At 34.3% G+C, this 21,066-nt stretch carries 16 protein-coding genes; 14 read left to right on the top strand and 2 right to left on the bottom strand.

Annotated elements, in window-relative coordinates:
• Position 1: 1 nt before the first annotated feature.
• Positions 2-1,585 (bottom strand): XrtA system polysaccharide chain length determinant, encoded by a 1,584-nt coding sequence (locus tag KO502_RS00190; protein ID WP_216020536.1) that lies wholly within the window; start codon positions 1,583-1,585, stop codon positions 2-4.
• Positions 1,586-1,690: 105 nt separating this feature from the next.
• Positions 1,691-2,326 (bottom strand): XrtA/PEP-CTERM system exopolysaccharide export protein, encoded by a 636-nt coding sequence (locus tag KO502_RS00185; protein WP_216020535.1) that lies wholly within the window; start codon positions 2,324-2,326, stop codon positions 1,691-1,693.
• Positions 2,327-2,575: 249 nt separating this feature from the next.
• Here KO502_RS00185 and KO502_RS00180 point away from each other — a divergent pair, with 249 nt between their 5' ends.
• The 14 genes from KO502_RS00180 (at position 2,576) to KO502_RS00115 (ending at position 20,960) form a co-directional block, all read left to right on the top strand.
• Positions 2,576-3,979: a TIGR03013 family XrtA/PEP-CTERM system glycosyltransferase gene (locus KO502_RS00180; protein ID WP_216020534.1), complete on the top strand. Its 1,404-nt coding sequence runs from the start codon at positions 2,576-2,578 to the stop codon at positions 3,977-3,979.
• A 5-nt stretch (positions 3,980-3,984) separates the two neighbouring features.
• Complete coding sequence (locus KO502_RS00175; RefSeq protein WP_216020533.1) at positions 3,985-4,851, top strand: XrtA system polysaccharide deacetylase; 867 nt, start codon at positions 3,985-3,987, stop codon at positions 4,849-4,851.
• A 2-nt stretch (positions 4,852-4,853) separates the two neighbouring features.
• Positions 4,854-6,323, top strand: coding sequence for an exosortase A (xrtA, locus tag KO502_RS00170; RefSeq protein ID WP_216020532.1), 1,470 nt, complete (start codon positions 4,854-4,856; stop codon positions 6,321-6,323).
• A gap of 5 nt (positions 6,324-6,328) precedes the next feature.
• Positions 6,329-8,998, top strand: a complete 2,670-nt coding sequence (locus tag KO502_RS00165; RefSeq protein WP_216020531.1) for a glycoside hydrolase family 127 protein — start codon at positions 6,329-6,331, stop codon at positions 8,996-8,998.
• Positions 8,999-10,117: a glycosyltransferase gene (locus tag KO502_RS00160; protein WP_216020530.1), complete on the top strand. Its 1,119-nt coding sequence runs from the start codon at positions 8,999-9,001 to the stop codon at positions 10,115-10,117.
• A gap of 7 nt (positions 10,118-10,124) precedes the next feature.
• Positions 10,125-11,123 carry a WalW protein gene (locus KO502_RS00155; protein ID WP_216020529.1) on the top strand — a complete coding sequence of 333 codons (999 nt, stop codon included), beginning with the start codon at positions 10,125-10,127 and terminating at the stop codon, positions 11,121-11,123.
• A complete protein-coding gene (locus KO502_RS00150) occupies positions 11,123-12,172 on the top strand; it encodes a FemAB family XrtA/PEP-CTERM system-associated protein (RefSeq protein WP_216020528.1) in 1,050 nt (349 codons plus the stop codon). Before KO502_RS00155 ends, KO502_RS00150 begins: the two co-directional genes overlap by 1 nt.
• A gap of 8 nt (positions 12,173-12,180) precedes the next feature.
• Positions 12,181-13,206: an acyltransferase gene (locus KO502_RS00145; RefSeq protein ID WP_216020527.1), complete on the top strand. Its 1,026-nt coding sequence runs from the start codon at positions 12,181-12,183 to the stop codon at positions 13,204-13,206.
• A 2-nt stretch (positions 13,207-13,208) separates the two neighbouring features.
• Positions 13,209-15,098 carry an asparagine synthase (glutamine-hydrolyzing) gene (asnB, locus tag KO502_RS00140; protein WP_216020526.1) on the top strand — a complete coding sequence of 630 codons (1,890 nt, stop codon included), beginning with the start codon at positions 13,209-13,211 and terminating at the stop codon, positions 15,096-15,098.
• Positions 15,098-16,243 carry a glycosyltransferase gene (locus KO502_RS00135; RefSeq protein WP_216020525.1) on the top strand — a complete coding sequence of 382 codons (1,146 nt, stop codon included), beginning with the start codon at positions 15,098-15,100 and terminating at the stop codon, positions 16,241-16,243. The genes asnB and KO502_RS00135 overlap by 1 nt, the downstream gene beginning before the upstream one ends.
• Entirely contained in the window at positions 16,240-17,304 is a 1,065-nt protein-coding gene (locus tag KO502_RS00130; RefSeq protein WP_216020524.1) for a glycosyltransferase family 4 protein, read from the top strand. The genes KO502_RS00135 and KO502_RS00130 overlap by 4 nt, the downstream gene beginning before the upstream one ends.
• A 1-nt stretch (position 17,305) precedes the next feature.
• Positions 17,306-18,799 carry an oligosaccharide flippase family protein gene (locus KO502_RS00125; RefSeq protein ID WP_216020523.1) on the top strand — a complete coding sequence of 498 codons (1,494 nt, stop codon included), beginning with the start codon at positions 17,306-17,308 and terminating at the stop codon, positions 18,797-18,799.
• Between the two features lie 63 nt (positions 18,800-18,862).
• Positions 18,863-20,056, top strand: coding sequence for a glycosyltransferase (locus tag KO502_RS00120; RefSeq protein ID WP_216020522.1), 1,194 nt, complete (start codon positions 18,863-18,865; stop codon positions 20,054-20,056).
• A complete protein-coding gene (locus tag KO502_RS00115; protein ID WP_216020521.1) occupies positions 20,049-20,960 on the top strand; it encodes a sulfotransferase in 912 nt (303 codons plus the stop codon). Before KO502_RS00120 ends, KO502_RS00115 begins: the two co-directional genes overlap by 8 nt.
• The last annotated feature ends 106 nt before the right edge of the window (positions 20,961-21,066 follow it).

Here is a 21,066-nt window from a genome sequence, read left to right as displayed (position 1 = left end):
GCTAAAAAATCCTTAAAGATGCTGGAACGTGTTCAGTAAATAAAAAGTAGCTTATGAATAATGCTAATAAACAAAATAATAACAAATTAGAAGCAATAAAAATTAAGGTTTTCTTTTTGTGCCATTTATGAAGACCTAAGTTTTCATTGGCAGAAATAACCCCAAAAATAGGCACACCAGTAATTTTAGACAGTTGCGTAGTTGAAGTTGCTACCGGATTTAACTGACTCATTAAGAACGATAAACCAATACCTACCGCAAAACCAAATACCGTAACTACACCAAATAAAATAAAGCGTTTTGGTCCCGATGGTTGAGTAGCTGTACGTGGCGGGTTAAGTACGCGAAATTGAATTTTATCTGTTGTTTCATCAGCTTGCTGTGCCAATTGTGCGGTTTCTTTACGTGATAATAACTCTTCATATTTTGACTTAGTTATTTCATAGCCACGGTTTAATGCGACTAATTCCGCTTCTATTTCTGGTAAGGTGTGAACCATGTTTTCAAGCTCAACTATACGTTCACGATAGTTATTTGCACGCACGTTAAGTGAAGCTATCAAGTTTTCTAATTGATTTACTTCTATTTGTACTTCTTGCACAACTGGATTGGCGCTTAAGCGCTTTAAAGAGCTATTACTTTCAGTATTTTGTTCTAGGTAGCTTTCAATTTCTGAACTGCGTAATGTTTCTAAATGAGTTAAATTTCTTGATACTTCGATAACATCAGGGTGTTTATCTGTATAACGAAGCCTTAAATTATCTAATTGTAATTCCAATTCGCTAATTCTTGCGTCGTAGGTTGTTTGTATTGAGCTCTCGCTCTTTATTTTATTATCACTGCCAGTATCAGCCACAATAGATTGCGCTAACTGTTCTTTAGCTGAGTTGAGGCGTGTTTCATTTTCTAAAATTTCAAGTTCTATTGCTTTTAACTGGTCTTTAAAACCATTCAGTTTTGCATAGTAGCCACCTGACTGATTAGGTAAAACACCACTGTATTTTTGTTTAAAGTTGGTTAACCTTGCTTCTGAATTAGCGAGACGGTTTTCATACTCTTTTAATTGCGTATTTAAAAACTTTTGTGCACTATCTGAGTTATTTCGGGTTTCACCTAGGGTATTTTCGATAAAAACAGTGAGTGCTGAGCGGACAATAGTTTTGGCCATTTCAGGGTCTTTGTCTTCAATACTTAAGGTATAAATGTTCTCGCGACCCACGCCTGATATTTTTATATTTTCTTTTAAGTACTCAATTATCTCTTCATATTCTTCGCTATTACTGGCTCGTACATCTAAATCGGTCATACGTGAAATTCGTTCTAAATTAGGACGACTTAAAAGTGTTCTAACCATCAAGCGAATTTGTGTATTGGGATCTGTTTCAACGGTTAAGCCTTTTAAAAGCGGACGTAATAAGGATTGAGTATCTACAAATACTTTAGCTTCAGATTCATAAACATCAGGCATAGAGGAAACAAAATACCAACCAACAGGACAAATAAGCCAAGTTGCTATGATGATATAACGACGTTTTAACCAAATACCTTTTAGATAATCAATTATCTCTTCAAATATGTCTTGCATTGTTAACCTTTGAAATTAATCTTTTATTAATGAATAGAAGGTTAATTTATAAAAAATTTTAGGTGTTAATAAGTTTAAAAATATGAAACTTAAATAGTGATAAGTTTAAAACCAAGCTTCAGGAATAATAATAATATCGCCAGGTAACATATCTACATTGGCACTAATGTCGCCATCTTTAAGTAGTTCATTAATCATTACTTGGTATTCTTTTTGTTGGCCGTCTTCTATACGAATAAGTACTGCATCGTTGCCATCAGCAAATTCAGTTAAACCACCAACTTGAATCATTACGTCGAGTAATGTCATGTGCTGAATATAATTAATTGCGCGAGGTTGAGCGGCCTCACCTATTACACGTATTTGTTGGCTAAAAGGGCCAACAAAGGTATCAACCGTAACGGTTACAATAGGATCACGTAAATAAGTCGCTAAAATATCTTCAATTGAACGCGCTAATTCGGTGGGAGTTTTACCTGATACTTGAATATCTTCTACTAATGATGTGGTGATCATACCATCAGGACGAACAACAAAAGTGCCAGATACTTCAGGATTACGCCAAACAAAAATAGTGAGTACATCACTTGGCCCAATTAAATATCGGTATGAATTAATATCAGCAGTATCAGAAGGATGTATGGTTGCCACAGGTAAAGTATTGTTTGAGCTACAGCCTGAAAAGAGTGTTGCTAACAATAGCAGCCCAACTTTAATGTTGTTGGCTAAGCGATTATCCATAATGTACACCTTTTAAAAATATTTTGATTAAAAAAACAAAGGTCAATTGTATGGTATTTTGCCACCTTTTAACAATGTAAATAATAAGCTTAATTTACATCTGTAAATTAAACGTTAACTTTAATATGTTTTTTGTTAGTATAGTAAGGTTTTTGTCAGCGAGTGCTAGCTAGTTAGTTGGTATTTATTAAAGGGAATGTAGTTACCTATCCTAAATAGCGATAGCGTAGATCTAATTCAAATATATTTATGTCTAGTTCAAAGTTTAGAGATTTATCTGCAGGTAGTAAATCTCTTATTGTTATAGAGCAAATCTTATTCTCCGGCTGTTTGTTATTAGCCGTTTATTTAAATGAATTATACCAAATTGTTGATTTTACATTAGCATTAAATAGCCTTTTAATACTTTATGCCATCGTGTATGCATTACTTAATCAACTAAGTGCGCTAGCGTTAGGTTTATATAATTCAAAATTACGAGAAAGCTTTCGCGGTATATTCCGACGCATGTTGATGTGCGTGTCGGTTGGCTTTTTTGCAACAACAATAATTAATCCTCTTTATGGTGAAGGATCCTTACCTATTGAACTGCTTGCCTTGTCATCATTGCTCAGTGTGTTGTTTGTAACAACTTTCCGTTATTTTACTTTTAAAATAAACTTCTTTGGTTTTGGTAAGCGCAATGTTCTAGTTTTAGGTGCTGGCCAACGTGCGTCTATTATCGAAAACCGTATGCGACGCGATGTTGACCGACAAGACTTTACTGTGCACGGTTTTGTTATTATGCCAGGAGATTCTCCTGATGGTATAAAAAGAGAGCCTCGAATTAAATTAACAGAGTCGTTAACTGATTACGTCTTAACGCATGAAATTGATGAAATTGTGGTTGCTAATGACGAGCGTCGTAGCGCCTTACCCGTTGATGAATTATTTGCTTGTAAAATTCGTGGTGTTGAAATAATTGAGATATTAGACTTTATCGAACGGGAAACTGGTCAAATAGCGGTAAACCTTATTTATCCAAGTTGGATCATTTTTTCTAATGGCTTTACTTCTAATAACTATTTGCGTAATGCCCTCGATTGGGTTTTTAATGCAGTAATGGCGCTGTGTTTGTTGTTATTAACTTGGCCTATCATGTTGTTAACCGCATTGTTTATGAAAATTACCGAAGGTTGGTCAGCGCCGGTATTTTATAAGCAAATTCGAGTTGGTTTAGACGGTGAACCATTTAACATTATTAAATTTCGCAGTATGCGTTTAGATGCTGAAAAAAATGGCGCCCAAATGGCTAGTGAAAATGATGACCGGATCACTAAAATAGGTCACTATCTACGTAAATACCGTATTGATGAGTTACCACAAATTTGGAATGTATTGCATGGTGATATGGGTTTTGTTGGCCCGCGCCCTGAGCGTCCACAATTTGTTGAGCAATTGATTGAAAACTTGCCTTATTATAACGAACGCCATAATGTTAAACCCGGTTTAACTGGTTGGGCGCAGTTAAAATATCCTTATGGCGCCACCGAAAAAGACTCTTTAGAAAAGCTTAAATTTGATCTGTATTACATTAAGCATCGTAGTTTTTTATTGGATTTATTAATACTTATTCGTACGGTTGAAATCGTATTGTTTGGTAAAGGGCGCTAATTACTATGCAAAGCAAGAATAAAAACGATTTTTTACCTGAAAAACAAGCGTTAACCGTTGATGTTGAAGATTATTTTCATGTGTCGGCTTTTGAAAACTCCATTGATAAAAGTGATTGGCAAAACCTAGAGTTGCGTGTTGAAAAAAACACTTATCGACTTTTAGAGTTATTTGAGCAAAAACAAGCCAAGTGTACTTTTTTCACGTTAGGTTGGGTTGCAGAGCGCTGTCCTAACCTCATTAAAGCAATTGTTGATCAAGGCCATGAATTAGCAAGCCATGGTTATGCGCATCAACGTACAACAGGTATGACTCAAGCACAATTTCGTGCTGATGTAAGTCAAAGTAAACAAATACTAGAAGATGCGTCTGGGCAAGCGGTTGTTGGTTATAGAGCGCCAAGTTTTTCTATTAATGATAGTAATACTTGGGTGTATGAAACATTAACAGAATTAGGTTTTGAATACAGTTCAAGTACTTACCCTATTGAACATGATCTATACGGGGTTCCTCATTGGCCCCGCTTTAAATATCAAAGAGAAGAAGGAATAATTGAAATACCTATTCCTACCACTCGAAAAAATGAAGAAAATACCGGTATTGGTGGCGGTGGTTATTTCCGTTTATATCCTTATTGGCTGTCGAAAAGGCGTATTGATAAATATTTGAATGCTGAAAAACAGCCGTATAGCTTTTATTTTCACCCATGGGAAATAGATCCCGAGCAGCCTCGAGTTGCCGGTGCGCCCATTAAATCTAAATTACGTCATTATATAAACCTTTCCCGGATGGAAGGAAAGATAATGCGCTTGTTAGATGACTATCAATGGGACACCATGAAAAACGTATATTTAAAGGGAGATATTAAATAAGTATGAATAATCTAATCATAAAATTAGGGCCTGTTGCGGCCCTTTTTATCGCTTGGTTTTATACTTATTATCAAGGGGTAACAACCGCGATTAATGTTTGGGCTGTATCTGAAATATTCAATCACTGCTTTTTAGTTATCCCTATCGCTTTTTTTCTTATTTATCAAAAAAGAGATGAACTCTCTAAGCAGCCTTTTGTTGCTAATTATTGGTTATTATTACCATTAATAGGCACTTTGATTTTATATACCTTTGCATTAGTAGGCGATATTCGTTTATTTATGCATGTGGCGACGTTTGTCTCATTACCGTTAATTATTTGGTTTGTTGTTGGTAATCAAGCGGCTAAAGTCATCGCTTTTCCGTTATATTTTATGCTGTTTTCTATTCCTATTGGTGAGCAGTTAATCCCTTATTTACAAGAAATAACTACTGATATATCGGTGCCGTTATTAGAGTTAACGGGTATTCCTGTTTATAGAAACGGCTTATATTTAGAAATTCCAGAAGGGCGCTTTTTAGTAGCAGAAGCGTGTTCAGGCATTAGCTTTTTAATCACCTCAATCGTGTTTGGTCATTTATACGCTTACATTTCATTTATAACTCTGCGCAAAAAATTATTATTTATTCTAATCTCATTGGTTTTCCCAATTCTGGCAAATGCGTTAAGAGTATACGGCATTGTTTTAATTGCTCACTTAACGGATATGGAGCATGCGGCAGGGGCTGATCACCTTATTTATGGCGGTGTATTCTTCACCATCGTTTTATTTTCGCTAATACTTATTGGTGAAAAAATGAGAGATAAGTTTGCAACAGCTAAGCCTAAACAAAAAGAAGCCACTACTAATACTACGAGACAAATGTTACGTGTTAACAATAAATTAGTGATGGCATCTATCATATTGTTTGTTATGCAGTTTTTTTGGTATTCGGCAATAGTTAGTGATAATTCTGCCGAAGCTAATACAGAATTATTAGTTGATATAAAGACATTACCTTTTGCGATAAAAGATCAGACCTTACAAAAGTGGCAACCTGAGTTTGCTACCGCCTCAAACATTCAACAAGGATATATTCAAGAAGCTACCAATATAGACTTCTTTATCGCGAGTTACCAGAGCGGAGAAGGCGAACTAATCTCTTCAGCGAATAGGTTATATAACGAAAAACGTTGGACATTACTTCACAATAGAAACATCAATGGTGCTGATAATAGCCCTGCACAATTAATAAAAATTGTGTCGCCAATGGGTCAGTATCGCTATATTTTATACTGGTATCAATTGCCAGATAAAACCTTTACCAATAAGGTGAAACTAAAGCTGTATCAAACCTGGATGGCAATGTTTGGTCAAACTGAACAGTCCGCTATTATTGCGTTATCGCTGGAAAGTGAACAAAACATAGAAACGGTTATCGCTATGCTAACCGCTAAAGCGAGTGTTATTCAAAATAGCATTAAGGATTAATGGTAGTGAGCTCAGTTCCTTTTTCAACTCATTTCTCTGTTCCATTTTCTATAAGCGAGAGTCATAACTTATCTCGTAGTGCTCAACCTATCAGTATGGGCTGTCCTTTTGGCGTAGGTATTTTTTTTACCGATACGCCATTGGCTATTAGCCAGAAAGATGGTCAACTTATTTCATGTCAAATATCGCCATTAACGTATTGGCATGACGGCAGTATAAAATGGGCAATGATAGATTTTGTTGTTGATATTAAAGCGAATGAAACATTAGCGCTGACATTGACTGATAATTTTGCCAAAACTGATTTACTAGCAAGTCAACACTCTATAACAATAAGCAAAAGTACTCATCAGTTAGAAATAAATACAGGCTTAGCGACATTTTTCATTAATACTGCTCAAGGTAAGCCTCTAACGCTAGTTAGTGCAGCTTTAAGCGAAACTGGTGATAATAAAAAGCCACCATTAACAATAGAGCTAACCGATCCAACAAATGAAAAGCACCAAGCTCTTGTAGATAAGGTAAATATTGATACAAACATTAGTGCAAGTCATCGAAAAACAGTAAATATTACCGGTAGTTTCAATGATGAAAGTAACAATGGAGTGGGTGTTTTATTTGAAGCAACACTGACATTTTTTGCCAATTCGAGTTACATAAAATCAGAGTTAACAATCCATAATCCGCAAGCAGCAATGCATCCTGGCGGTTTGTGGGATTTAGGTGATGAAGGTTCTATCTTATTTAAATCACTTAATGTAAATATTCCTGTAGACAGTAATGGCACTGTTAATATTTATGATCATATTACCAATAAGTCAGTTACTTGCGGTGAAAACGCTTCAATTCAACAGTTTTCAAGTGGTGGCGTTAATTGGCAAAGTCCTATTCATAAAAATGCAGCAGGCAAAGTAGAGATTGAAAAAAATGGCTTTGAGATAACCTCTACTAGTGCAGCGTATCATGAGTTAGAAGAGAGCAAAGGCTTACGCATTTCGCCCGCATTTAGTGTGTGCAATACAAATGTGAACGACACAGAAAATACACTTAGCGTTTATGTTGAAAAATTCTGGCAAAACTTTCCTAAAGCCATAGCAAAGCAAAATGATGTATTAAGTGTTGCGTTATTTCCTGAGGGAAACTTTGAACTTCAAGGCGGAGAAAAAAAGACTCATTCATTATGGGTAGATTTTGTCTCTACAGAGCAAAACTTTGCTTGGCTTGATAAACCTCTTAACATATCAATAGCACCAAAATATATTGAGAAAACAGCCGCTTTTGATTTATTTGTCGCTGACTTGAAACGAGATGAGTTAGCTAAAATAATTGAAAAGGGCGTTCATGGCGAAAATAATTTTTTTGCAAAGCGAGAAGCGGTAGATGAGTTTGGCTGGCGTAATTTTGGTGATTTATACGCTGATCATGAAACCGAAGGTTATACGGGTAACGAGACTTTTGTTTCGCATTATAATAACCAATATGACCCTATTTATGGCTTTGTTTATCAATACTTAGCACATGGTAACACTGATTATCTTGAATTAGCGAATGACTTAACTAAGCACGTTGCTGATATTGATATTTATCATACCGTTGATGATAAAGATGAATACAATGGCGGACTTTTTTGGCATACAGATCACTATTTAGATGCGTCAACAGCCACGCATCGAACTTTTTCTAAAAATCATAGTGCAGTCTACGAAGGGTATACTTCAGGTGGCGGTCCAGGTGGACAACACTGTTATACCACAGGCTTAAAGAATTATTATCAATTAACGGGTAATGAAAACGCTAAAAAAGCAGTATTACAACTAGCTGATTGGATTACCTATTATTATGAGGGTTCAAATAGTTTTTTAGCAAAGTTATTTGCGATAAAGCAAAGTAATATTCACGACCTTAAAGACCACATATCAGAGCAGTATCCATTAGATAGAGGTACAGGCCATTACGTTATAGCTTTACTCGATGCTTATGATTTAACACAAAGTGAAAGTTATTTAACAAAAGCCTTTAAGGTTATTTGTCATACTTTTCATCCTGAGGATGATATTAGTTTACGAAATTTCGATAATATTGAAGAAACATGGTTTTACACGGTATTCTTACAAGCGGTAGGTCGGTTCTTACTGATAAAAGAACGTAATAGCCAATTAGATGATGACTTTTATTATGCCCGCGATGCGATGCTGCATTATGCAAATTGGATGTTAGACAACGAATTACCTTATTTAACGCAAGCAGAAAAGCTAGAGTTTCCCAATACCACATGGGCAGGACAAGATTTACGTAAAGTCGGTATTTTTTATATGGCTAATTATTATTTACCAGCAAGTAATGTCTCGAATAAAAGCACATTGTTCTTAGAGAAAGCGACTTATTTTAAACAACACATTGTACAAAAGCTACAAAGTGACGCTAACAATGACTATACAAGAGTTTTAGTCTTGCTGATGCAAAACAGTGGTTTTGCTGATTATTACCAACAAGCCGTTAGCAAAAATAAATTTGAAAATATTAAAGAATACGCGAAGCCAGCAAAGGTAAATAAATATTTAAAAGTCGCTTCTTTATTGTGTAAAGAATTATCACGACTATCCATTAAAAATGAAATTAAATGGTTAAGTTTACGCTCTGCTAAAGTTGCAAAATTATTAGGGAAGAAAAGCTAAATGAAAAAGCTTAATGTATTACAGTTTATTTGTTCATCGGGCTTTTACGGTGCAGAGCGCTGGGTATTAGCATTGGCAAAATACTTAAACCCAGAAGAAGTCAATTGTCATCTAGCGGTGACGATTGAGCCAAATAACGATGAATTAAAAATAGTTGATGAATTTAATAAACTTAATGGTGAAGTATTTCAATTACCTATGAGTAATCGATTCGACTTTAAAGTCGTAGATAAGCTAGTAGAAGTTATTAAAGGTAACGACATAGATGTTATTCATACTCATGGTTACAAGTCAGATATACTTGGAGTATTAGCGGCTAAAAAGGCAGGTATTAAGGTTGTTATTACGCCACATGGTTTTGAGACTGGTATTGATTTTAAATTAAGATGCTTTATTTGGTTAGGATGTCAGGCTTTCAGGTTTGCTGATATTGTTGTGCCTCTTTCTAAAGCGCTTTGTGATGATGTTCGCGGGTTTGGCGTGAAAGAAAATCGCTTGATTTACGTACAAAATGGGGTTGATTTATCTGAAGTTGAAGAGCAAAAAATTAAAGTTAATCCATTAAAATCAGTTGGCGATCACAAAAGAATTGGGTTTGTCGGTCAAATGATTAAGCGTAAAAATATCAAAGATATACTCGATATCTTTGAATCTTTGGCGGGTAAGCATCTTAATATCACCTTAACTTTGTTAGGCGATGGTGAATCTAGAGTTGAACTTGAAGAATATACTCAAACTTTAGCGCATAAAAATAGAATCGAATTTTTAGGTTTTAGAGATGACCGTTTAGAATTACTACAAAGCTTTGATTTATTCGTAATGACCTCGAGCTTAGAAGGTATTCCTCGTTGTTTAATGGAAGCCACCGCAATGGGCATTCCAGTTGCTGCATATAATATTGCGGGTATTGATCAATTAATTGAACATGAAAAAACAGGCTTACTTGCTCCTTTTGGTGAAAAAGAACTGTTATCAAGTTATTGGGAAGAATTACTTTTTAATCAAGAAAAAGCAGACAAACTATCTAATGCCGCTTGTGAGTTTGTAAACGCTAACTATTCAGGAAAACGTATGGCGAGTGAATACACTGAAATTTTTCAAGATTTAGTGAAAGGTTAAATTGATCATGGCAACACAAAAGAAACCAAATGTTTTATTTGTCTTGTCGGTAGACACGGAAGAAGAGTGGGATTGGCAAACTGAATTTCCACAATACAATGTGCAAGTAGAGAATATTCAAGCGATAAAAACATTCCAACAAGAATGTAATTATATTGGTATTCGACCAACTTATTTTGTAGATTACCCTGTTGTTAATAACTCCAAAAGCGCGCAGGTTTTAAAATCTATTGCTGAAGAAGAGCAATGTGAAATTGGCGCACATTTACATCCTTGGTGTAATCCGCCAATGACAGAAGAAAATGATGAGTTTTTCTCACATGTTGTTAATTTACCAATAGAGTTAGTAGAGCAAAAGCTAGTTAACTTACTTGGACTATTACGCTCAACCTTTGGAAAAGAGATTGCATCCTTTCGCACCGGTCGTTGGGGTATAAACGCAGAGATCATGAATTTGCTAATAAAGCATGATATTAAAGTCGACTCGAGTGTTTATCCTTTTTATAGTAATAATTATTTTAGTTGTGAAGGTGCACCTATTGAACCCTATTGGCCTGATTTATCAGATCCTTTAAAGGCTCAATATCAGCAATCATCTATATATGAAATACCCGTTTCTGTGGGATTTAATCACACTCAATTTGCATTATTTAACAAAATTCATAAATTGAGCAGCACACCACTTTTGTCGTTTTTAAGAGCACCAGGAATTCTTTGGCAATTAAAACTATTAAGAAAGATATACCTAAGTCCTGAGTTAGCCTCAGCAAAAGATATGCAAACCTTAATTAAAGTATTACTTAAGCGAAAGTCGCCAATTATTCATATGAATTTACACAGCTCAAGTTTAATAAATTTACCGTATAGTAATCATCCTTTTACCCAGCAGCAGATATTAGAAAACATGAAAAAAACAATTAGCTTTCTACAGGAACATGCCAATGTTACTTTTTGCACTATAAGTGAGGCTAAGAAACTATTAACTCAGTCAGAGGTTACGCAATAATGTTAGGCTCTGAGGTAACTATTCAGCAAATATCGGCAAATGAATCAGCATTATGGGATGAGTACGTTCAGCAACACGTTGAACATAGCCCTTACCATTTATTTTCTTGGTTAGCTGCAGTTGAACTTGCCTATTCTCATCAAGTGTATTATTTCGTAGCAAAGCAAGATTCAGTGATTGTTGGTATTTTACCTTTAGTAAATATTCGTATTCCGCTTAAAGGTAGTTCATTATGTTCATTACCATTTTGTGATGTAGGCGGTTGTTTAGCAGATAACGATGAAATAAAAAACTTGTTAGAAGCAAATGCAGTTAATTTAAAGTCAAAACTACAATCTAAATCTATTGAATACCGTGAACGCACACAAATTAGTAATAAAGCTCAATTTGAAGGTAAAAAAGTAAGCATGCTTTTACCTTTGCCAGCCACGAGCGATGAATTGTTTGCTGGGTTTAAATCAAAATTACGTAGCCAAATTCGTAAAGCAGAGAAAAACGGCTTGACCTATGAGTTAGGAATAAGTCAAAAGTTCATTGATGAATTCTATGCTGTTTTTAGTGAAAATATGCATAGATTAGGCTCTCCAGTGCATAGCAAAAAATGGATTGAATCTATTTGTAAGCAATATAACAACCAATGCATTATCGCGATAGTTAGATTAGATAACGTTGCTGTTGGTGCTGGCATAGTTCTTTTTACCGATCAAAAAGCCTGTATACCTTGGGCATCTACTCGAGCTGAATACAACCGCTTGTCACCTAATATGATGCTCTACTGGGAATTACTTAAGTTTGTTACAGACAAAGGCTGTACCGAGTTTGATTTTGGTCGTTCAACTTTTAATGAAGGGACATATCGTTTTAAACAACAATGGGGTGCAGAGCCAATATTACTAGAGTGGAGGGAGGATCCGCTCAACCAATTAAATGAAAATACAAAGAGCAATACATTTTCTGTTAGAGCAATTATAGAAAATATATGGAAGAAGTTACCATTGTCACTTGTTAATATTATTGGCCCATTGATTAGAAAGTATATAACCCTCTAGGAATTGAAATGAATACAAGATATAGGTCAATGGACTTCCTAAGGACCATTGCTATTATGTTGGTGCTGTTGGCGCACTCTATATTAGCTTATGGAGCACCATCTTACCTCGCCCCTCTACAGTTAGGTGGAATTGGGGTTGATTTGTTTTTCGTTCTGTCTGGTTGGTTATTGGGTGGTGCTTTAATTAGAGAAGCAAATCGTGAAGGAAGCATTGATATTAAACGCTTTTGGATGAGACGTTGGTTGAGAACATTACCAGCATATTATGTAGTGTTAATTTTATCAGTCGCTCAAAGATTAATTACAAAAGACAATGTATCTTTTCCAATTGAGTATTTTATATTTACTCAAAATTATTATTTTCCTTTAGAGTTTTTCTCAATCAGTTGGTCTTTGGCTGTTGAAGAGCAATTTTATTTATTAATAGCTCCATTAATGGCTTTTTTAGCGACTAAAAATAATAAATATTCAACGATAATATTATTGGTTTTATTAGTTATTCCTTTTATCTTTAGAGAGTTAAATCTTTATAGTAACCCTAAGGAAACGCATGTAAGGATTGATGGTTGTGTTTTCGGGGTGTTATTAGCGCATATTTATTATACGTATCCTGCAATCTGGAAAAAAGCAGCTGATAAGGCTTTACCAATTAGTATTATTGCTACCTTTACATTTGTGTTTTTCTTTGTTGCTCGATATTTTCCTGAATGGGGAGTTCAAGATCCGAATAAGCTGTTATTAGCTTTTATTTTTGGCTCATGGGTTTTATTAGCTAATTCATCAAAGGAATGGAGTGAAATGTTATATGTACCTGGTGCGTATTATATAGCTACCAGATCATATTCTATTTATTTGTTACACCCAGAAGTTCTAGCTTTGATGAAGCGAATTCCAATTCAGCTTCCTTTTCTTATATATTTTTTACTAACAATAATTGGTTCATTGATAGTTGCAGAGTGTTTATATCGATTAGTTGAAAAACCTTTAATGGACTCTCGTGAACGTTGGTCTTTTTCAAAAGTAAAAGGATAAGTATGTGTGGTATCGCGGGTTTTACCCAATTCAATCAAGTTAAAGCAAAGCAACAAACATTAGTAGAAATGGGTGAGGCTATTTTTCATCGAGGCCCTGATGCTGGCGGTGAATATATTGATGATGGTGTTGCCTTATGCCACCGCAGATTAAGTATTATTGACTTATCAGCAGCAGGCACCCAGCCAATGCACTCATCGGATGATAAATTTGTTATTGTTTTTAATGGCGAGATATATGATTTTGACAAAATTAGAAATGACTTATTAGCCGAAGGTTATCAATTTAATACGCATACCGATACTGAAGTAATACTTGTACTATACGCTAAATACGGCGAAAAATGTTTAGAGCATATTAATGGTATGTTTGCTTTTGCTATATGGAATAAAGAAAAGCAAGAGCTGTTTATTGCGCGTGATAGAATGGGTAAAAAACCGTTATATTATTATTTTGATAACGAAAACATATTCTTTGCCTCAGAATTAAAAGCATTACTCGTTTTACCTAATATCCCTAAAAAAATCAGAGAAGATGCGGTTTATGATTTTTTTGCTTATCAATATATACCTGATCCAAAAACTATTTTTGAGGATGTTTACAAATTAGAGCCCGGTCACTTTATTACCCTTAACTCGAAAGGACTTAAAAAAGAGCAGTATTGGGATGTTTCTTTTGCTCAAACGAGTAATGATTCAGAAGAGAAATTAAAAGCAGATTTAACTCAACTAACCGACCATTGCACTAAAAGTCGCATGGTGAGTGATGTGCCGTTAGGAGCCTTTTTAAGTGGCGGCGTAGACTCTAGTGGCGTTGTTGCCTTGATGGCTAAAAACAGTGAATCACCAATCACTACCTGCTCAATTGGCTTTGATGATGAAAAATATAATGAAGTTGATTTTGCTCGCTCAGTAGCCGAGCAGTATAAAACAGACCATCATGAATTTACCGTACATCAAAATGTGAAAGATGAATTGATGGATATAGTCAGTTATTTTGATGAACCTTTTGCTGATCCATCACTGGTACCAACCTATTTTGTTTCTGAACTAGCAAGACAGCAAGTAACAGTTGCCATTGCTGGCGATGGTGGTGATGAAGTTTTCGCTGGTTATGAAAAATACTCTGTTGATAATGTAGAGAACAAGCTACGTCAAAAATTTCCATCTGTTATTAGAAGGTCAGTTTTTCCGACCCTAGCTAAAGTTGCAGGTTGTGTTAAAGCTAAGCCATTTAGAAAAGCAAAATCGCTATTAACAAGCTTAAGTGTTGAGCCGGCAATGGGTTTTTACATGACTAACTCATTTATTACCGATGAAATCTGGAATGGCTTAGTTAACGATAAAATGAAAAGTAAGCTTAACGGTTATCACCCATCTAAAATCACTTTAGATGCGTATCACAAAGCCGATGGCCCAGATCATTTATCAAAAATTCTCTATACCGATATGAAAACCTATTTACCAGGTGGTATTTTAGTCAAAGTAGATCGCATGAGTATGGCAAACTCACTTGAGGTGAGGGCGCCTATTTTAGATTATAAACTTGTAGAGTTTGCCGCGAAAATCCCTTCTAAATACAAATTTAATGAAGGTGAAAAAAAGTATATTTTAAAAGAAATATTTAAACCCTTTTTAACCGACGATATTTTGTACCGTAAGAAAATGGGTTTCTCCGTGCCTTTAGCTGATTGGCTTAGAGGAGAAGTCAAAGACATTACAGAAGATTGCTTGTTCAATCGTAAAGCTGGTTTAATCGATTACTTTAAACCAGAAGTGATTAAAAAAATGTGGCAACAGCATCAAGATAAAAGTATAGATTACTCTGCGCCCTTATGGAGCATGTTAATGTTTCAAATGTGGTGGGATAAATACATGACGGTAGAACAATAATGACATCACGCCACAAAAAATTAAACATCATGCATATCACTTACGATATGCGTATTGGTGGTACTGAAATGGTCATCAAAAATATAATTGATGGTAGTGAACATAATCAATTTAAAATGTCTGTACTTTGTATTGAGTCACCTTTAGGTCCATTCGCAGAAGAACTTCAAAAAGATGGTATAGAATTCTTTGAGTTTAACAGACAACCTGGTTTTGATAAAAAGCTCATTGCTAGTATTCGTAAAACCATTAAAGAAAATAATATTGATATTATCCACTGTCATCAATATACACCATGGGTGTATGGTGTTATTGCTGCAGCATTCACTAAAACAAAAGTGATTTTTACTGAGCATGGCCGCTTCTATCCCGATTCAAGCACTTGGAAGCGAAAGCTAATCAATCCAATACTTAATCTGTTTACCGATCAAGTGACAGCAATTTCTAAAGCAACTAAGCAAGCGTTAGTTGAGTTTGAAAATATTTCAGAAAAGTCTATTGATGTAATCTATAACGGTATTGCTCCTTTGCAGGTTGATGATGAAGAAGTCCGCGCGCTAAAAGAAAGCCTAGGTATTCCAGATAATCACATGGTGCTAGGCACAGTCGCAAGGTTTGACCCGATTAAAAACCACACCATGATGCTCAAAGCCTTCTCAAAAGTATTAGTAGAACATCCTAATACTACATTGATGATTGTTGGTGATGGTGAAGAGCGTGAAAATATTGAACGCTGTATAAAAACGTTAAACTTAGCTAACAATGTGATTTTAACTGGCTATGAGTCAAAACCCGCTTACCATATTGCGTTAATGGATATATTCCTACTTTCATCGTTAAGTGAAGGTACTTCAATGACCTTACTTGAAGCAATGTCTATTGGTAAACCCTGTGTAGTAACCAATGCTGGAGGCAACCCTGAAATAGTTATTGAAGGTGAAAATGGCTTTGTAACCATAAATAAAGATGAAAGTCTATTTGCGGAAGCTATGATAAAAATCATTAGTGAGGAGTACAAATATTTAGAATTAAGTCTCGCTGCAAAAAAGAGATTTGATTCATACTTTTCAGCAACCACAATGAATTACTTATATAGCAATATTTATAAGAAACTGAGTTTTAAATCTTTAATAGGCATTAAATGAACATTGCATTTGTAGTATACCAAATTCATAAGCATAGCGGCGCAGCTCAACAGGCACTTAAACTTGCTAACGCCCTCGTCAGTTTAGGAGTAAATATAACAATATATAACTTAAATGACGACAAGCTTAACCACAATGAAAAAGTAAATGAAATAACGCTAGCTCATGTTGGTAAAGGGCAGGTAGGTAAAGCTTGCTTTTTTTGTTGCCAATTTATTAGGCATAACTTCGACGTAGTACATTTTCACGGCAATTTTTCCATTCCATTTATATTGGCCACATTACTAAGAAAAAAAACCTTATTAAAGTCAACACTGTATGGGCAAGATGATTTCGATACTTTATCAAAAAAAAAATTCGGTAACTATTATGTAGAATTACTTAAATCAGTAAATATTAATAATGCTCTCTCCAATCAAATAGCCGCGAGCAACAGTAAGTATTTAGCAAGCAATAAAATTGTTATAATACCCAATGGTGTTGAATATCAAGTAGAAGCAATAAGCTTCACAAAAAAAGAAAATATATTTGTATTTGTTGGGGCTATTGTTAAAAGAAAGCAAGCTCACATATCAATAAAGTATTTTATTGATCATTATTCAAAATTAGAAAATGCACAGCTGTACTTAATTGGTCCCTATGGTAATACGGCGGCGGAAAGTGATATTAGGTATTTTAATATGTGTAAAGAACTTGCAGAACCTTATAATAATAAAATTCATTTTACTGGGAATTTAGATAATAAAGAATTGACTAAATTTTATAAAAAAGCGAAAGGCTTATTGTTTTTTTCTTTAAAAGAAGGAATGCCTAACGTTGTACTAGAAGCAATGTCTTTTAATGTTGTTCCTATATTATCTTCAATGGAAGGGCTATCAAGAGAAGTCGTTACACATAAAACCAATGGTTTTATCCTTGATGATGAACTCAACAAGGTAAATATAGAAGATATAGATATTTTAATAAAAAGAATGACCCCTTATACACACATAAATGCCAATTTCTCTATGCCGAATATAGCTAAACGGTATTTAGATACTTACAAAAAAATGATCACTTAAAATGTCACTTGCCATTAAAACACTCTCTAGCTCGCTTATTTCTTTGGTTATCAAGTTTTTCGAAAGAGGACTCGGCCTTATAAGTACGCTTGTTCTTGCAAGAATTTTAACACCAAGTGATTTTGGTATTGTCGCGATCATTACTATTTTTATTTATTTATTTGAAACTATAAGCTCTGCGGGCACAGAACAATATATTATTCAAAAAAAATACGTTTCAAATGATGATTTAAACTCTGCGTGGACTCTTGATATTATTCTTAGGACTTTACTGTCAATCATTTTTTTTTGTTGTGGTCCTCTCCTTGCAAACTTCTATGAGCTTAAGGAAATTACCTATGTTTGCTGGGTTATATCACCATGGCTATTAATTAGTGCTTTAAACAATCCGGGTTTATTCTTGTTAAAGAAAAAACAAAATTATATACCAATCATGAAGTTAGCTATTATTCAAAAGTCTATTAGCGTTGCTTTAGTGATCATCATGGCTTTTATCTGGAAAAATTATTGGGCGATGATCGTGGGGCTTTTACTTTCTGCTATTTTAAAATGTATCGGCTCATACGTAATTAACGAATATAGACCTAAAGTGACTTTGGTAAAAATAAAAGAGCAGTGGAATTTTTCAAAGTGGATATTATCAAAGGGAATAATTGGTTATAGCAGAGCTCAAGCGGACAACTTTATTATAAGCGCTTTTCAAGGAGTGACAGCCATTGGTATTTACCATACTTTTAAATATGTAGCTACAATGCCTGCAGCGCAGGTGCTAGGCCCTGCCTCTGAACCTTTATTAGCAAGTTTCGCCGAAGATAGCCACGATAGAGATAAATTAAGACATAAATTTAAGTTAGCAGTTTTGACTTTAGCTTTATTGGCATTACCTATAACTATGTTTATGTACAGCTTTAGTGCAGAGATTGTGTACGTGCTTTTAGGTGAACAATGGATGAAGCATGAAAGTGTTTTTAAAGCTTTTTCATTGCTTTTTTTAGCATTCATTTTAGGAGGAATATCAAGCCAAATTTTAATTGTAGTGGGGCAATTAAAACCCCTTTTTTTATATAACGTATTAACTTTGCTTGGTACTGTAGCATTACTATTATTCTATAGAAATGAATCGTTTGAATTAATGGCTAATTACCGTAGCTTATTCGAAATAATAGCCACATTAACTTTGCTTTTATATTGTTGTTTTATTTTAAGATGTTCAATTCGTTCATTTTTTATTTTAATACTTCCCTTATGTATTTCTAATTATGCTGTATATCTCGCGGTTAGTACACTCATCAATATGATGAGTTTACCTTCTATATTTATTTTAATTTTTGGTTTTTTACTTTACAGTTTTTTTTATTTTTGCTGTCTGTTTATTAGTTATCAACTTTATTATAAAAAGACCTCCGAAGGGGTGCATTTAGCATATATTTTAAAGCCAATAGTAATCAAACTATTTAAAAAAACTACAATTAAAAATCACATCGAAAAAACATAACGAATTCAGGATATGCTAAAGTCAGCCTATCAATTATATTAAAAACACCATAATGAGAATAAAATGATCGTAAAATTAGTTTATTTTATCAGTAAATTTCACGGGTTTTACGCAACAATAGACTTTCTTGTTGAGTATTCGATTCGCGTCTTGTTACCAACTCAAAAAAGTTGGGAAAGATATTTAGAAATGTATTCGGCTACATATAAAGATTTTGGGCCAAGCCAAAAATTTTATAAAGATCCTGGTCGATTTTTAAAAAATATGGCTATTGTATTGCGATCAAGTACAGAACAAGAGAAAGGTATTCTATTGATTGCATATAACTACGCTTTTCCAACTCTTACTTACCTTTTTAACATAGATGAAATTACAAAACGTTATCACATTGTTATAGAGCCAAGCACTGCCCGCTTTTGTATGCCTGATATCCTAATGTTTAAAGGGTTGAATACAGATGTTTTTGTACAAACTGGTGAGATAAGAGATGAGCGATTTTTAAATCGTTTTTCTGATAATTTAATTCCAGTTCCAATAGCCGCGAACTGGTGGATAGACTCAAGAATATTTGCTCCAAATAAAGCGGTTGAAAAAGATATTGATATCATCATGGTATCGTCTTGGTTGAAATTAAAAAGGCATTATTTACTTTTTGAAGCATTACAAAAACTAAAAAAACGAGGGAAAATATTTACTTGTGTTTTAGTGGGATATCCGATAGACATAACTAAGCAAGATATAATCGATTTGGCCTGCAAATATGATGTTTTAGAGCAAGTAACTCTATTTGAATCACTCAATCAAGTTCAAATCGCAAAGCTATATCAAAGATCTAAATTGAATCTTTTATTGTCGAAACGGGAAGGGTTTAACCGCTCAGTAATAGAAGGGTTACACGCTGATGTCCCATGCTTAATACGAGAAGGGTTTAATTTTGGCGATAAATATTCATATATAAATGAACAAACTGGTGGTTATTTTAATGATGATACTTTAGATAAAGCAATTGAGGCATCAATAACAAATATTCATAAATACACACCACATAATTGGATTAAAGAAAATAAATTTACTGCTCAGAATGCGGCAATTATTTTAGAAAAAGCTATCTACGATACTTCTTGCAATAAAATTTCGTCAAAAGTAAGTGCATTAGATGGTATGGAATATTGGACACCTGAAGATATTGATAATTTTTCAAGTGATTACGAATTTTTAATAGAATGTATAAAGGATGAGATTTTAATAAATGAATAAAGCCCCTATTTTTATTGTCGGTGTTGGCCGTTCAGGTACAACGTTAATTAGACAAATGCTTAATAGCCACTCTAATATTGCTATACCGTATGAATCTCACTTTATTACCCAATATTACGACAAAAGAAATGACTTTGGCGTTCTAAGCTTATCAGATAATAGACTGCGGTTAATTGAAGAGATATTGTCTGAAGATATTCTAAAGTTGTGGGATGTAAGTTTTAAGGCTTCAGAGGTGATGGAGCAGTTAAATGATAAGAGCTCTATATCTGATGTTGTTGAAGCCATATTTAAATTATATGCGCATACACATGGTAAAGCTCGTTGGGGGGATAAATCTGATTATTTAGACCGTATGTACAAAATTAGACAGATGTTCCCTAGCTGTAAGTTCATTCATATTATCCGTGATGGTAGAGATGTAGCTAACTCTGTAATGAAAATGACATGGGGACCCAAAAACGTTAAAGATGCAGCTGAATGGTGGGCTTCACATGTGAAATTGGGTATGTGCTCAGGGAGAATGCTACCGAATGATAGTTACCTTGAAATTAGGTACGAAGATCTTGTTCTTCAATCTAAAGAAACGTTGATTCAAGTGTGTCAATTTTTGGAAGAACCTTTTGAAGAAAATATGCTTGAATTCTATAAAAGTTCATCAAAATATATACCGCAGTCACTTTTGAATCAACATTATAATGCGGATTCACCTCCTCAAAATCAAAGAGTATGCGCTTGGAAAAATGAAATGTCTGATATTGATATTGCAATATTTCAAGATGTGGCATCAGAAATGTTATCTGAATACAATTATGATATTGTTAAAAAGCCTGTTTCGTCAATATTAAAAAAGATAAGAAAGTTGCAATTAATCATCGGTAAACCTTTCAAACGAAATGCTTAATGTACTTCTATTTATAGGCATTTACTTTTTTGGAATAGTTAGGGGGGTTTTTAGCCACCCTATCTATTTTGTCATTGTATACCAGCTAGTGTATTTCTTTAACCCA

This window comes from Colwellia sp. E2M01, assembly GCF_018860585.1.
Taxonomy (GTDB): Bacteria; Pseudomonadota; Gammaproteobacteria; order Enterobacterales; family Alteromonadaceae; genus Colwellia.
The sequence above is the reverse complement of the archived record's forward strand: the minus strand, read 5'-3'. Positions and strand labels throughout refer to the sequence as shown.